This window comes from Gordonia metallireducens, assembly GCF_021245825.1.
Classification (GTDB): Bacteria; Actinomycetota; Actinomycetes; order Mycobacteriales; family Mycobacteriaceae; genus Gordonia; species Gordonia namibiensis.
Window position 1 is genome coordinate 1 of record NZ_JAJQJP010000057.1, and the last position, 13,905, is coordinate 13,905.

14 protein-coding genes are annotated in these 13,905 nt (G+C 68.1%); 6 read left to right on the forward strand and 8 right to left on the reverse strand.

Annotated features, from left to right (window positions below; translation table 11 throughout):
• The first annotated feature begins 83 nt into the window (after positions 1–83).
• Together LQD00_RS21360 and LQD00_RS21365 are read left to right on the forward strand one after the other, a co-directional pair.
• Positions 84–899 carry an SDR family oxidoreductase gene (locus tag LQD00_RS21360; protein WP_232719499.1) on the forward strand — a complete coding sequence of 272 codons (816 nt, stop codon included), beginning with the start codon at positions 84–86 and terminating at the stop codon, positions 897–899.
• A gap of 41 nt (positions 900–940) precedes the next feature.
• Positions 941–2,077, forward strand: a complete 1,137-nt coding sequence (locus LQD00_RS21365) for a lycopene cyclase family protein (protein ID WP_232719310.1) — start codon at positions 941–943, stop codon at positions 2,075–2,077.
• Between the two features lie 3 nt (positions 2,078–2,080).
• Here LQD00_RS21365 and LQD00_RS21370 read toward each other — a convergent pair whose 3' ends face one another.
• Genes LQD00_RS21370 through LQD00_RS21405 form a run of 8 tightly spaced genes read right to left on the reverse strand, consistent with a single transcriptional unit; the run spans position 2,081 to position 8,973 of the window.
• Complete coding sequence (locus LQD00_RS21370) at positions 2,081–2,476, reverse strand: DnaJ family domain-containing protein (protein ID WP_232719311.1); 396 nt, start codon at positions 2,474–2,476, stop codon at positions 2,081–2,083.
• Positions 2,477–2,495: 19 nt separating this feature from the next.
• Entirely contained in the window at positions 2,496–2,906 is a 411-nt protein-coding gene (locus LQD00_RS21375) for a metal-sulfur cluster assembly factor (protein WP_232719312.1), read from the reverse strand.
• Positions 2,903–3,385, reverse strand: coding sequence for a Fe-S cluster assembly sulfur transfer protein SufU (gene sufU / locus LQD00_RS21380; protein ID WP_232719313.1), 483 nt, complete (start codon positions 3,383–3,385; stop codon positions 2,903–2,905). The genes LQD00_RS21375 and sufU overlap by 4 nt, the downstream gene beginning before the upstream one ends.
• 2 nt (positions 3,386–3,387) lie before the next feature.
• Entirely contained in the window at positions 3,388–4,674 is a 1,287-nt protein-coding gene (locus LQD00_RS21385; protein ID WP_232719314.1) for a cysteine desulfurase, read from the reverse strand.
• Between the two features lie 26 nt (positions 4,675–4,700).
• Positions 4,701–5,474 carry a Fe-S cluster assembly ATPase SufC gene (sufC, locus tag LQD00_RS21390; RefSeq protein WP_232719315.1) on the reverse strand — a complete coding sequence of 258 codons (774 nt, stop codon included), beginning with the start codon at positions 5,472–5,474 and terminating at the stop codon, positions 4,701–4,703.
• A gap of 57 nt (positions 5,475–5,531) precedes the next feature.
• Positions 5,532–6,719 (reverse strand): Fe-S cluster assembly protein SufD, encoded by a 1,188-nt coding sequence (gene sufD, locus LQD00_RS21395; RefSeq protein WP_232719316.1) that lies wholly within the window; start codon positions 6,717–6,719, stop codon positions 5,532–5,534.
• On the reverse strand, positions 6,719–8,173 hold the full coding sequence (sufB, locus tag LQD00_RS21400; protein ID WP_232719317.1) for a Fe-S cluster assembly protein SufB: 1,455 nt from the start codon (positions 8,171–8,173) through the stop codon (positions 6,719–6,721). Before sufB ends, sufD begins: the two co-directional genes overlap by 1 nt.
• Positions 8,170–8,973, reverse strand: coding sequence for a helix-turn-helix transcriptional regulator (locus LQD00_RS21405; protein ID WP_232719318.1), 804 nt, complete (start codon positions 8,971–8,973; stop codon positions 8,170–8,172). Before LQD00_RS21405 ends, sufB begins: the two co-directional genes overlap by 4 nt.
• Positions 8,974–9,148: 175 nt before the next feature.
• Between LQD00_RS21405 and mptB the strand changes: the two genes are divergently transcribed.
• The 4 genes from mptB (at position 9,149) to LQD00_RS21425 (ending at position 13,887) form a co-directional block, all read left to right on the forward strand.
• A complete protein-coding gene (mptB, locus tag LQD00_RS21410) occupies positions 9,149–10,981 on the forward strand; it encodes a polyprenol phosphomannose-dependent alpha 1,6 mannosyltransferase MptB (protein ID WP_232719500.1) in 1,833 nt (610 codons plus the stop codon).
• Positions 10,982–11,090: 109 nt separating this feature from the next.
• Positions 11,091–12,041 (forward strand): ABC transporter ATP-binding protein, encoded by a 951-nt coding sequence (locus tag LQD00_RS21415; protein ID WP_232719501.1) that lies wholly within the window; start codon positions 11,091–11,093, stop codon positions 12,039–12,041.
• Positions 12,042–12,052: 11 nt separating this feature from the next.
• Positions 12,053–12,856 carry an ABC transporter permease gene (locus LQD00_RS21420; RefSeq protein WP_406567088.1) on the forward strand — a complete coding sequence of 268 codons (804 nt, stop codon included), beginning with the start codon at positions 12,053–12,055 and terminating at the stop codon, positions 12,854–12,856.
• On the forward strand, positions 12,853–13,887 hold the full coding sequence (locus tag LQD00_RS21425) for a COX15/CtaA family protein (protein ID WP_232719319.1): 1,035 nt from the start codon (positions 12,853–12,855) through the stop codon (positions 13,885–13,887). Before LQD00_RS21420 ends, LQD00_RS21425 begins: the two co-directional genes overlap by 4 nt.
• The last annotated feature ends 18 nt before the right edge of the window (positions 13,888–13,905 follow it).

The following is a 13,905-nucleotide window of genomic DNA, read 5'->3' on the forward strand; positions in this document are numbered from 1 at the left end:
GGGGCGCGTCCAGTGGTTTGTCCACGAAACCGTCGCGGACCTCCTCGTGGAGTCGCCCCGCGGCGACACGGTGGACCGATACGGTGTGGGACGTGACGCAATCCACAACGTTTCCCCAGTCTTCCTTCCCCCAGACGTCCGACCTGACCGGGCGTTCCGCTCTGGTCACCGGCGCCAGCCGGGGCATCGGTGAGGCCATCGCCACCGAGCTCGCCCGACGCGGCGCCTCGGTCGTCATCACCAGCCGCAAGGCCGAGCCCCTCGAGGAGGCCGCCGAGCGCATCCGGCAGGCCGTGCCGTCGGCGGCGGTCACGGCGTTCGCCGCGAACACCGGCGATCCCGATCATCGGGCGGGCGCGGTCGCGGCCACCGTCGCCCAGGGCGGCGGAATCCACATCCTGGTGAACAACACCGGCATCGCTCCCCTCGCCGGGCCGCTGATGGACGCCGATCTGGAGGCCTACCGCAAGACCTTCGACACCAACGTCGTCGCCGCCCTCGGGTTCGTCCAGGAGGCCTACCGGGCGGGCATGAAGGACACCGGTGGCGCGGTGGTCAACATCTCCTCCGTGGCCGGCCTGCGATCGACAGGGGTCATCGCGGCCTACGGCACCTCGAAGGCGGCGCTGATCCGTCTCACCGCGGAACTGGCGTGGGAACTGGGCCCGAACATCCGGGTGAACGCCATCGCACCCGCGATCGTGCGCACGAAGTTCGCCTCCGGACTCATCGAGGGCGAGAACGAGGCCCGCGCCGCCGCGGCGTATCCGATGAAGCGCATCGGCGAACCCGAGGACGTGGCCCGCGCGGTCGCCTTCCTGGCCAGTGACGAGGCGGCCTGGATCACCGGCGAGACCCTGGCCGTCGACGGCGGGACCCTGGCCACGGGCGGCGCGTAGGCCGAAGCCGCGTCCCGCCGGTTCGTGGCAGGATCGAGGGCATGGTCGGCGGAGTGATCGTTCTGGGTGCGGGACCGGCCGGGCGTGCCCTGGCACATCGGCTGCTCGCCGCCGCGGTGCCGGTGACCATCGTCGACACCCACCCCGACCGCGTCTGGCAGTCCACCTTCGCCTGCTGGTCCGACGAGCTCCCCGACTGGCTCGACCCGGCGGCCTTCGCCGCCCGACTCGACCGCGTCGGCGTAGCCGGCACCGCTCTCGACGAGGTGGACCGCGGTTACACGGTTTTCGACACCCCCGGTCTGCAACGCTCGCTGACGCTCGATGGCGCGGAGATCGTGACCGACCGGGTCACCGAAATCGACGGCGCGCGAGTGCATCTCAAATCCGGCCGGGTCCTGACCGGCGACGTGGTGGTCGACTGCCGCGGCGCGCTCCCCCACGAGTCGCCGCGGCAGACCGCCTACGGCATCGTCGTCGACAAGGCCACTGCCGCAACATATCTCGACGGGCACGACGCACTGCTGATGGACTGGCGCGGCGGGATCGTAGACCGCCGGGCGCTACCGTCGTTCCTCTATGTGGTGCCCCTCGGCGACGACGAGTACCTGCTGGAGGAGACCTGTCTGGTCGGCCGGCCCGCGCTGGGTCTCGACGAGCTCAAGCGTCGGCTCGACGTCCGCCTCGGCGGGCTGCCGTCGGGAGTCCGCCGGGGCGAGCGGGTGGCGTTCCCGATGACCGGGTCGTCGCCGCAGCCGTGGCGGGAACCGACGTTCCGCTTCGGCGCCGCAGGCGGTTTCAAGAATCCGACGACCGGTTACAGCGTCGCCTACTCACTGAAGTGCGTCGACAGCGTCGTCGCCGCACTGGCCGCGGGGCGCGACCCAATACCCGAATTGTGGCCTGCCTCGGCCCGCGCGGTCCACAATCTACGTCTGCGCGGACTCAGCGTCTTGTTGCAGCTCAGCCCCACCCAGACGATCGCGTTCTTCGAGGCGTTCTTCGCGATGCCGATCGAATCGCAGCGCAGCTACCTCAGCCGGCGCGACGACCTGGCCGGGACGATGGGTGCGATGACCCGGGTCATCCGGAGCGTGGACATGCGGACCCGAGCGGTGGTGGCGCGCGGCGCGATGTCCACGCCGGAATGGACCGGGGACGCCCGCCGACAAGGGTGACGGTCAGCGGCGCAGTGCGCGCCACTGCGCGATCATGTCGTCGACATCGATGGTGTGCGCGACGACGCTGTGCGGCATCGCGATCTGACGTGACGCCAGGTGGGCTTCGCGCACTCGACGGTTGAAGTCGGTGAGGATGTCGCGGACTACGGCCTCATCGGCGATGTCGCGCAGCGAGTCCGGGAAATCCTGTGCCTCCCGGCGCAATTGGAGCGGCGCCGGCAGGAGAGCCGAGGAGTCCAGGTGCTCATCACGGATCTTGCGCTTGACCCACCAGTCGGGGTCGTCGCTGTCCGACAGGTCGAGCGGTTTGCCGGCACCGGGCAGGTCGTCGAACTCGCCGCGTTCGGTCGCCTCGCGGATCATCCGCTCGACCCGGGACTCGAACCACGACGTCATGGCCGTCGAGAAGGGTTACCTAGACGGTGAAGCCGAGGGCTCGCAGCTGCTCGCGGCCGTCGTCGGTGATCTTGTCCGGGCCCCACGGCGGCAGCCAGACCCAGTTGATCTCGAGGTCGGTACACAGACCGCTGCTGACGAGCGCGCCCCGGGACTGGTCCTCGATGACATCGGTCAGCGGGCAGGCCGCCGAGGTCAGGGTCATGTCGATCTTGGCGACGGCCTCATCGGTGACCTCGATGCCGTAGACGAGTCCGAGGTCGACGACGTTGATCCCGAGTTCGGGGTCGACGACGTCGCGCATGGCCTCTTCGACGTCCTCGACGGCCGGCAGTGAGGTCGCGGGGGCTGCCGGCGTACCGGCTGCGGTGGTGTCCGTCGTCGCGGTGTCGGTCGTGGTCGGGTTCTCGGTCATTGTCTCGTCACTCATGCTGACTCCGCTTCTCTCTCATGGCTGTCGGTGTCGTGGCGGTCCATCGTCTGGGAAAGCGCATCCTTGAACGCCATCCAGCCGAGGAGTGCGCACTTCACGCGCGCGGGGTACTTGCTGACACCGGTGAACGCGATGCCGTCGCCGATGATGTCCTCGTCGCCCGGATCCTTGCCGCGGGAGGTCATCATCGTGTTGAACGACTCGACGGTGGCGAGGGCCTCGCCGACCGACTGTCCGACGATCAGGTCGTGTAGCACCGACGTGGAGGCCTGGGAGATCGAGCATCCCTGGCCGTCGTAGGACACGTCGTCGATCGTGCTGCCGTCGGTCGAGACGGCGACGCGCAGGGTCACCTCGTCGCCGCACGTCGGGTTGACGTGGTGGACCTCGGCGCCGAACGGCTCGCGGAGTCCTCGACCGTGCGGATGTTTGTAGTGGTCCAGGATCACTTCCTGGTACATCTGCTCCATACGCATGCTCAGTTCACCCCGAAGAAGTTCTGCGCCTTGACGATCGCCGCGGCCAACGCGTCGACCTCGGCAAGCGTGTTGTAGGCGGCGAACGACGCACGCGCAGTCGCGGCCACACCGAAGCGTCGGTGCAGCGGCCATGCGCAGTGGTGGCCGACGCGGATGGCGACGCCCTCGTCGTCGAGGATCTGCCCCAGGTCGTGGGCGTGGATGCCGTCGACGAGGAAAGACACCGCTCCCCCGCGGTTCTCGGTGGTGGTCGGGCCGATGATGCGCAGGCCGTCGATCTCACCGAGCCGTGAGAGCGCGTGCTCGACGAGAGCATGCTCATGGGCGGCAACGGCTTCCATGCCGATGGTCTGGAGGTAGCGCACCGCGGCACCGAGGCCCACGACCTGCGAGGTCATCGGCACACCGGCCTCGAAACGCTGGGGCGGCGGCGCGTAGGTCGACACCTCCATCGTGACGGTCTCGATCATCGAGCCGCCGGTGATGAACGGCGGCAACGCATCGAGGAGTTCGGTCTTGCCGTACAGCGCGCCGACACCGCTCGGACCGAACATCTTGTGCCCGGAGAACGCGGCGAAGTCGACGTCCAGCGCGGTCAGGTCGACCGGCATGTGCGGCACCGACTGGCACGCGTCGAGGACGACGAGCGCACCGACTGCCTGCGCGCGCGAGACGAGTTCTCCGACATCGGCGACGGCACCGGTGACGTTCGACTGGTGGGTGAACGCGATGGCCTTCACCGACTCGTCGAGGGTCAGCGAGTCCAGGTCGATGCGACCGTCGTCGGTCACTCCGTACCAGCGCAGCGTCGCACCGGTCCGACGGCAGAGTTCCTGCCACGGCACCAGATTCGCGTGATGCTCGAGCTCGGTGATGACCACGGTGTCGCCCGGGCCCAATGCCGATCCGCCGAGGATCGACGCCGAACGCGGATCGCCGAGCGTGTAGGTCACCAGATTGAGCGCCTCGGTGGCGTTCTTGGTGAACACCAGCTGATCCGACGACGCGCCGACGAAGGCCGCGATGACCTCACGCGCATCCTCATAGGCGTCGGTGGCCTCTTCGGCGAGCTGGTGGGCTCCCCGGTGCACCGCCGCATTGTGGTGCGTGAGGAAGTACCGCTCGGCGTCGAGCACCTGCACGGGACGCTGCGATGTGGCCCCGGAGTCGAGGTACACCAACGGCTTCTCGTCACGAACGGTGCGCGACAGGATCGGGAAGTCCGCGCGCAGCGCCTCCACGTCGAAAGCGGCTGCCGCAGTTGTGGTCTCAGGCGAGAGTGTCACGTACGTGCACCTCCAGGGGTGTTGGTTCAGCCGGCCTTGGCCGCCGAGGTGAAACGCTCGTAGCCGTTCTCCTCGAGCACGTCGGCCAGTTCCGGGCCACCGGACTCGACGACACGTCCGTTGACGAAGACGTGGACGAACTCGGGCTTGATGTAGCGGAGGATGCGCGTGTAGTGCGTGATCAGCAGGACGCCACCGTTGTCGCGCTCCTTGTAGCGGTTGACGCCCTCGCTGACGACGCGCAGCGCGTCGACGTCGAGACCCGAGTCGGTCTCGTCGAGGATCGCGATCTTCGGCTTGAGCAGGTCGAGCTGCAGGATCTCGTGGCGCTTCTTCTCGCCGCCGGAGAAGCCCTCGTTGACGCTGCGCTCGGAGAACGACGGATCGATCTCCAGAGCGGTCATCGCCTCCTTGGTCTCCTTGACCCAGTGCCGCAGCTTCGGCGCCTCGCCGCGGACGGCGGTGGCGGCGGTGCGCAGGAAGTTCGACATCGACACGCCGGGCACCTCGACGGGGTACTGCATCGCCAGGAACAGGCCGGCGCGCGCACGCTCGTCGACGCTCATCTCCAGGACGTCCTCGCCGTCGAGGGTGATCGAGCCGGAGGTCACCTGGTACTTGGGATGACCGGCGATGGCGTAGGACAGCGTGGACTTGCCCGAACCGTTGGGCCCCATGATCGCGTGCGTCTCACCGGACTTCACGGTCAGGTCGACACCCTTGAGGATGTGGATGGGCTCGGCGTCGGAGTCGGACTGTGCGACATCGACGTGCAGGTCACGGATTTCCAGTGTGGTCATGTTTCTGAGTTCTCTCTAACAGGCTGTGGGAGGTTCTGAGTCGGACGCGGTCGCTGGTCAGGCGCCGGAGAGTTCGAGCTCGCGCTCGACGGCGGCGGACAGACGCTCGCGGAGCTCGGGCACGCCGATCTTGGCGATCACCTCGCCGAAGAATCCGCGGATGACCAGACGGCGCGCCTGATCCTCGGGGATGCCGCGAGCCTGCAGGTAGAACAGCTGCTCGTCGTCGAAACGTCCGGTGGCGCTGGCGTGGCCGGCGCCGACGATCTCGCCGGTCTCGATCTCGAGGTTGGGCACCGAGTCGGCACGGGCGTTGTCGGTGAGCACCAGGTTGCGGTTGAGTTCGAAGGTGTCGGTGCCCTCGGCCTCGGCGCGGATCAGCACGTCGCCGATCCAGACCGTGTGCGCCTCGCGCGACCGGTCGCCGCTCGTATCACCCTGCAGTGCACCCTTGTACACCACGTTCGAGCGGCAGTTGGGCTGGCTGTGGTCGACGAGCAGGCGCTGCTCGAGATGCTGTCCCGCGTCGGCGAAGTACAGACCCCACATCTCGACGTCGCCACCCGGCGCGTCGTAGTGGACGATCGGCGAGAGCCGGACGAGGTTGCCGCCGAAGCTGACCGCGAAGTGGCGGACCACGGAATCGCGGCCGGTGCGCACGTGATGGGCGACGACGTGAACCGCGTCGTCGTCCCAGTCGTGCACGTTGACGACGGTGAGCGCGGCGCTGTCGCCGACGACGAACTCGACGTTCTCGGCGAAGGTTCCGCCGCCCTTCTGGTCCAGCACCACGACGGCGCGGGCGAAGGGCTCGAGCCGGACCTGGGTGTGACCGAAGGCGGTCTCGCCCTCACCGGGACCGGTGACCGTGATGGTGACCGGCTCGGACAGCTCGACCTCGCGGCCGACGGTGACGACCGTGGCCTGCGTGAACGTCGAGTATGCCTGCGCGGCGACCCGGTCGAAGGGCACGCCGCCCTGGCCGAGACGCTCGTCGTCGCGACCGACGGTCTCGACGGTGACGCCCTCGGACACTCCGGTCACCTCGACGGTCGCCTCAGCGGTCCGCTGTGCGGAACCGTCGTGCAGACCGCGCAGGCGGCGGAACGGGGTGAAGCGCCAGGCCTCTTCGCGAGGGCTGGGCACCTCGAAGGCGTTGACGTCGAACGAGGTGAACAGTTCACCCTTGTTGACGACAGGCGAATGCGAGCCCGGTGTCGAAACCGGGAGTGTCGGATCGGCCATCAGCCGACGGCTCCTTCCATCTGAAGCTCGATCAGGCGGTTGAGCTCGAGCGCGTATTCCATCGGGAGTTCCTTGGCGATCGGCTCGACGAAGCCGCGGACCACCATGGCCATCGCCTCGTCCTCGGTCAGACCACGGCTCATCAGGTAGAAGAGCTGATCGTCGCTGACCTTCGAGACGGTCGCCTCATGCCCCATCGTCACGTCGTCCTCGCGGATGTCGACGTAGGGGTAGGTATCACTGCGGGAGATGGTGTCGACCAGCAGCGCATCGCATTTCACCGTCGAGCGGCTGCCGTGCGCTCCGTTGTTGATCTTGATCAGGCCGCGGTAGGAGGCGCGGCCACCGCCTCGGGCCACCGACTTCGAGATGATGTTGCTCGAGGTGTTCGGCGCGAGGTGGACCATCTTGGAACCGGTGTCCTGGTGCTGTCCGGGGCCGGCGAAGGCGACGGAGAGGACCTCGCCCTTCGCGTGCTCACCGGTCAGCCAGACCGCCGGGTACTTCATGGTGACCTTCGAGCCGATGTTGCCGTCGACCCACTCCATGGTGGCGCCGGCCTCGGCCTTGGCGCGCTTGGTCACCAGGTTGTAGACGTTGTTCGACCAGTTCTGGATGGTCGTGTAGCGGCAGCGGCCGCCCTTCTTCACGATGATCTCGACGACCGCGGAGTGCAGCGAGTCGGTCTTGTAGATCGGCGCGGTACAACCCTCGACGTAGTGCACGTAGGCACCCTCGTCGACGATGATCAGGGTGCGCTCGAACTGGCCCATGTTCTCGGTGTTGATCCGGAAGTAGGCCTGCAGTGGGATGTCGACGTGGACACCCGGCGGGACGTAGATGAACGAGCCACCGGACCAGACCGCGGTGTTCAACGCGGAGAACTTGTTGTCACCGGCCGGGATGACCGAGCCGAAGTACTCCTGGAAGATCTCCGGGTGCTCCTTGAGCGCGGTGTCGGTGTCGAGGAAGATCACGCCCTGCTTCTCGAGGTCCTCGCGGATCGAGTGGTAGACGACCTCGGACTCGTACTGAGCGGCGACACCGGAGACCAGGCGCTGCTTCTCCGCCTCCGGGATGCCGAGCTTGTCGTAGGTGTTCTTGATGTCCTCGGGCAGGTCTTCCCAGGTGGCGGCCTGCTTCTCGCTGGACCGCACGAAGTACTTGATGTTGTCGAAGTCGATGCCCTCGAGTCCGGCGCCCCAACCCGGCATCGGCTTCTTGTCGAAGATCTTCAGTGCCTTGAGGCGCTGCTCGAGCATCCACTCGGGCTCGCTCTTCTTGGCCGAGATGTCGGCGACGACCGCCGGGGACAGTCCGCGCTTGGCGCTGGCGCCGGCCACGTCGGAGTCGGCCCAGCCGTAGCCGTACTTGCCGAGGGCGGCAATCGTCTCTTCCTGCGTGAGGGGAGCCGGGGCGGTCGGCGTGGTGGCGGCCGGATCGGTGACGGTCATCGCGTGGCCTTTCGGGTTGTCGTGGGCAGTGTCTGTGAGGTTCCGTGCTGAGGAGACGGTGGAGACTCCGGCGGCGGATGGATCGGTACGTGGGTGGTGCAGGCGCAGTCACCGTTGGCGATGGTGGCCAGGCGCTGCACGTGCGTACCGAGCAGCTCGGTGAAGACCGCGGTCTCGGCCTCACAGAGTTCGGGGAACTCGGTGGCGACGTGCGCCACCGGGCAGTGGTGCTGGCAGATCTGCATGCCGTTGCCGACCTGCCGGGTGTTGGTCGCATAGCCCGCGCTGGTCAGCGCGTCGGCGATCTCCTCGACGGTGTCGGCGACCGTGACGGGGTCGGTGCTCGGCGACACGTCGGCCACGATCCGCTCGACTCGTTCCCGCGCGAATTCGGCGACGGCGTCGTGGCCACCGAGGTCACGAAGCTTGCGCATCGCGGCACCGGCGAGGTCATCGTAGGCGTGGCGCATCTTGCCGCGCCCCTCCGGCGTGAGCTGGAACCACTTCGCGGGGCGACCGCGCCCACGACCGCGACGCTGACCGAACCCGGTCGAGGCGACCTCGATGTCCCCGGCACTGGTGAGCGCATCGAGGTGACGACGCACGCCGGCGGCGGAGATGCCGAGACGCTCGCCGATCTCGCCCGCGGTCAGCGGGCCGTCCTCGACGAGCAGGTTCACCACGGCGTCACGCGTCTGACCGTCGTGCTGTTCGGCACCGGCGGTCGGCTGAGGGCTTGCCGTACCAGCGGAGGGCACGGCATTGCCGCTGCCCGAGGGCAGCACAACATCGTTCCGCATGGTTTTCACAACACGAGTGTGACGTAATTGATTCCACGCTGCCAGCAAGGGTGCCCTTAGCGAAGCGATGGAATTCTGCCACGGTGTCTCGATTGTCCGGATAAAGGGTGGTCGCGAGGTATCGGCCGCCGACGATTACAGTCGTCGTGTGCCCGAAACCACAGCTGGCCGCCGCGTGCCGGACTTCTTCGGACTCGTGTGGAATCACCTGCTCTCCGTGTTGAACTACCTCGGACTACGTAAACAGCGCCCGGTCGAACCCGACGCCGACGCCACCGAGCAGCGCGGCGACTACGGAAAGACCGTCGCCCGCCTACACGACGACGAACGCGAGGTCGGCCCCCTCAACGCCGCGGAGACCCGACGCCTTCGCCGCATCAAGCTCTTCGGCGCCACCGGCTCCGTCCTGATCCTCATCGGCGCACTCGGTACCGGCGCGGTTCCGGTGCTGCAGAACCCGGTGGCCGGCATGCGCGTGCTGTCGTTGCCGTCCCGGATGTTCGGCACCGCACTCGCCCTCTCCATCGGCGGCACCATCACCCTGGTGGTCGCGTGGCTGCTGATCGGCCGTTTCGCGGTGGGTCGGTTCAGCGTCGAGGTCCTGCATGGGCGCAGCCCGGAACGCCGGATGAGTCGACGTCAGGCCGACCGGACCCTCATGCTGTGGATCACGCCCATCGTGCTGGCTCCCCCGCTGCTCAGCAAGGACGTCTACTCGTACCTCGCGCAGAGTGCCATCGCCTACCGGGGCATGGACCCCTACTCGGTCAGCCCGGTACGAGGTCTGGGCGTCGACCACATCCTGACGCGATCGGTGCCCAACCTGTGGCGGGACACCCCGGCACCCTATGGACCACTCTTCCTGTGGATCGGCGAGGGCATCACGAAGGTGACCGGCGCGAACATCACCGCGGCAATCTTCCTGCACCGTATCGTCGCGCTGCTCGGTGTCGCGCTCATCGTGTGGGCGTTGCCGCGGCTGGCGAAGCGCTGCGGGGTGTCCTCGGTCGCCGCCCTGTGGCTCGGTGCGATGAACCCGCTCGTGATCCTGCATCTGGTGGGCGGCATCCACAACGAGGCACTCATGCTCGGTCTGATGCTCGTGGGCCTCGAACTGAGTTTCCGCGCCATCTACGGTGTCGATCGGCTACGCAAGCCGGGAACGCTGATACCCACGAGAGCCGGGTGGATCCTGATCGCCGGCGGCGCGGTGATAGCGGCGTCCGCGATGATCAAGGTCGCCTCCCTGCTCGCGCTCGGCTTCGTCGGGATCGCCCTGGCCATGCGCTGGGGCGCCACGCTGCCGGCGCTTCGACGCGCGCCGGTCCGCGAATGGTGGTCCCGATCGAAATGGTCGGTGTATGCCCTCTGCGTCTCCGCCGGCTTCTACGCGGTGGTGCTCGGCATCGTGATGGTCGGCATCTCGCTGGGGACCGGGCTCGGATTCGGCTGGACGGGCACGCTGTCGACCGGTGAGATCGTGCGGTCGTGGATGTCGATGCCGACCCTGCTCGGTGTGACCACCGGACGCATCGGTGTGACGCTCGGACTCGGCGAACACACGCAGGCGATCCTCGAGGTCGCCCGTCCGGTCGGCCAGCTCGTCGCGGGCCTGTTCATCATCCGCTGGATGCTCGCGACCCTCGGCGGACGCCTCCACCCGCTCGGCGCACTCGGTGTGTCAATGGCCACATTCATCCTGTTCTTCCCGTTCGTTCAGGCCTGGTATCTGCTCTGGGCAGTGATCCCCCTCGCGGCCTGGGCGACCGGTGCGTGGTTCCGGATCTCCACCATCGCCGCGTCGGCGATCATCGCGATCGTCGTGATGCCCACGAGCTCCAACACCAGTGGAGTCGTTCTCGCACAGGGCCTTCTGGCCGGTGTGATCATGGTCGCAGCACTCACCGCGCTCTTCTTCGAGGACCGCTCGCCGCGTCGGTGGCGTCGCCGCAGAACCGGGGCGCCGGAGGACACCCCGGAACCCGCCGAGAACGCCCCGACGCCATGACGATCCCCCACCGCACCCGCGAGCGGCGTTTTTCGTCCGCGGGGTCCGAGCGCCTAGTCTGACCTGTGTGCGCAGCACGACTCCTCGGCAGATCAGCGACGACGATCGGATGAACGATCGTCCGCCGACCGACCCCGTCGCGTCCCCCGCGGTCGAGGTCCGCGGGTTGGTCAAGGCCTTCGGTGACCGAACCGCCGTCGATCGACTCGATCTCACCGTGGAGCGCGGTCAGATCCTCGCCCTTCTCGGACCGAACGGTGCGGGCAAGACCACCACCGTCGAGATCTGCGAGGGCTTCACCGCCCCCGACGCCGGCACCGTCCGGGTTCTCGGGCTCGACCCGATCGTCGACAACGACGCCCTCCGCCGCCGTATCGGCGTGATGCTCCAGGGCGGCGGCGCCTACCCCGGCGCCCGCGCCGAGGAGATGCTGCGGCTCGTCGCCGCCTACTCGGCCGACCCGATCGACCCCGAATTCCTCCTCGACGCACTCGGTCTCGGCGACGTCCGACGCACGTCGTACCGACGCCTCTCCGGCGGGCAACAGCAACGCCTTGCGCTCGCCTGCGCGATCGTCGGCCGTCCCGAACTCGTGTTCCTCGACGAGCCGACCGCGGGCCTCGACGCCCATGCGCGTCTCGTCGTCTGGGAACTCGTCGACCGTCTCCGCGCCGACGGGGTGTCCATCCTGCTCACCACCCATCTGATGGACGAGGCGGAGGAACTCGCCGACCAGGTCGTGATCATCGATCACGGCCGCGCGGTTGCCGCCGGGACCCCCGCCGATCTCACCAGCACCGGCGCCGAGAACGAGTTGCGGTTCACCGCACCCCGCGGGCTCGACCTGTCGATGCTGACGCTCGCGCTGCCCGAGGGTTACCACTGCACCGAGGCGAACCCCGGCTCGTACCTCGTCATCGGTCCGATGACCCCCCAGGTCCTCGCGACGGTGACCGCCTGGTGCGCGAAGATCAACGTCCTCGCAACCGATCTCCGTGTCGAGACCCGCAGTCTCGAAGACGTCTTCCTCGACCTGACCGGACGGGCCCTACGACCGTGAACTCCCCCGCAGTGAACTCCCCTGCTCCCGGCACCGGACTCTTCCCCGACGGCATGTTCCGTCCGGCGCCGCGTCCGGCATCCCTGCCGGCGATGATCGCCGCACAGTCGACGCTCGAGCTCAAGCTCCTGCTGCGCAACGGTGAGCAGCTGTTGCTCACGATGTTCATCCCGATCACCCTGCTCGTCGGGTTGTGCCTGCTACCGATCAACACGACGTTCGGCGACGGACCGGCCGAGCGGGCCACGCTCTTCGTCCCCGCGATCCTCACGGTCGCCGTGATGTCGACCGCCTTCACCGGCCAGGCGATCGCCGTCGGCTTCGACCGTCGGTACGGGGCGCTGAAACGACTGGGCGCCACGCCGATCCCCCGGTGGGGCATCATCGTCGGCAAGTCGGTCGCGGTGCTGATCGTGGTGGCCCTGCAGTCGGTCATCATCGGCGCCATCGGATTCGCCTTCGGGTGGCGGCCCGACGCGGTCGGACTGCTGATCGGCGCGTTGGTGATCATCATCGGCACCGCCTGCTTCGCGGCGCTCGGACTGCTCCTCGGCGGCACGCTCAAGGCGGAGGTCGTCCTGGCCCTGGCGAACCTGCTCTGGTTCGCGTTCATCGGTCTCGGCAGCCTCGTGGTCGTCGATTCCAACGTTCCCGGCGCCGTGCACACCCTGGCACGGTGCATCCCCTCGGGTGCGCTCAGTGAGGCCCTCGAAATGGCCTCGCGTGGTTCGTTCGACGCCTTCGGGGTGGGCGTCTTGCTGGTGTGGGCCGCAGTGGCCGGCACCTTGGCGGTGAGGTGGTTCCGATTCCGATGACGACGTCGCAGACTTCGACACGACCCGACGGGGCGGACCCCGACCGGGTCACCCCCGACGAGCGCGGCAACCGGCGGATGAGCGGGTTCTGGCGGTCCATCCCGGGATTCGGCCGACCGACGATCCGCTTCGTGCACCGCTGGGCGATCGCGCTGCTCGTCTCCAACGTCGGGATCGTCGCCACCGGCGGCGCCGTGCGGGTCACGGGTTCGGGTCTCGGCTGCCCGACCTGGCCGCGCTGCACCGACGACTCCTTCGTCCCGCACGGCGAACTCGGCATCCACGGCGCGATCGAGTTCGGCAACCGGATGCTGACGTGGGTCCTGATCATCATCGCGATCGCCACCTGGATCGCCGTGCTCCGGTATGCCGGATCGGCACGTCGCGACAAGTGGCTCGTCACCCTGATCGCGCTCGGTATCCCGTTCCAGGGCGTGATCGGCGGCATCACCGTCCTCACCGACCTCAACCCGTGGGTCGTGGCGCTGCACTTCATCCTGTCGATGATCCTGGTGTCGGCGGCGACCGTACTGGTCTTCCGGATGCGCCCGTACCCGACTCCGACCGAGCCCGCCCCTGCCGACACCGACACCCCGGGGATGGCGACCCGGCGACTGGGCATCTACCTGGCGGGACTGCTGTACGTGGTCACCTGGGTGACGATCTACCTCGGCACCGTGGTCACCGGCTCCGGCCCGCACGCCGGCGACGTCGACGCTCCTCGCAACGGACTCGACCCCGACAACGCCACCCAGCTCCACGCCGACGCGGTGTTCGTCCTCGTCGGACTGGGTCTGGCAGCACTCGTCTACGCCCGCGTCTTCGCGCGTCCCCAACAGCGCTCGGCGCTGGTCTTCGTGGGGCTGCTCGCCCTGCAGGGCGTGATCGGCTTCGTCCAGTTCTTCACCGATCTGCCCGTCGCGCTGGTCATCGCCCACATGTTCGGCAGTGCGCTGCTGCTCATCGGCGCCACTTGGCAGGTGCTGGTCGCCCGGGCGACCGATCAGCCGCGCGTCGAGGCGGCGGCCTGACCACGAGCCACGAAACGA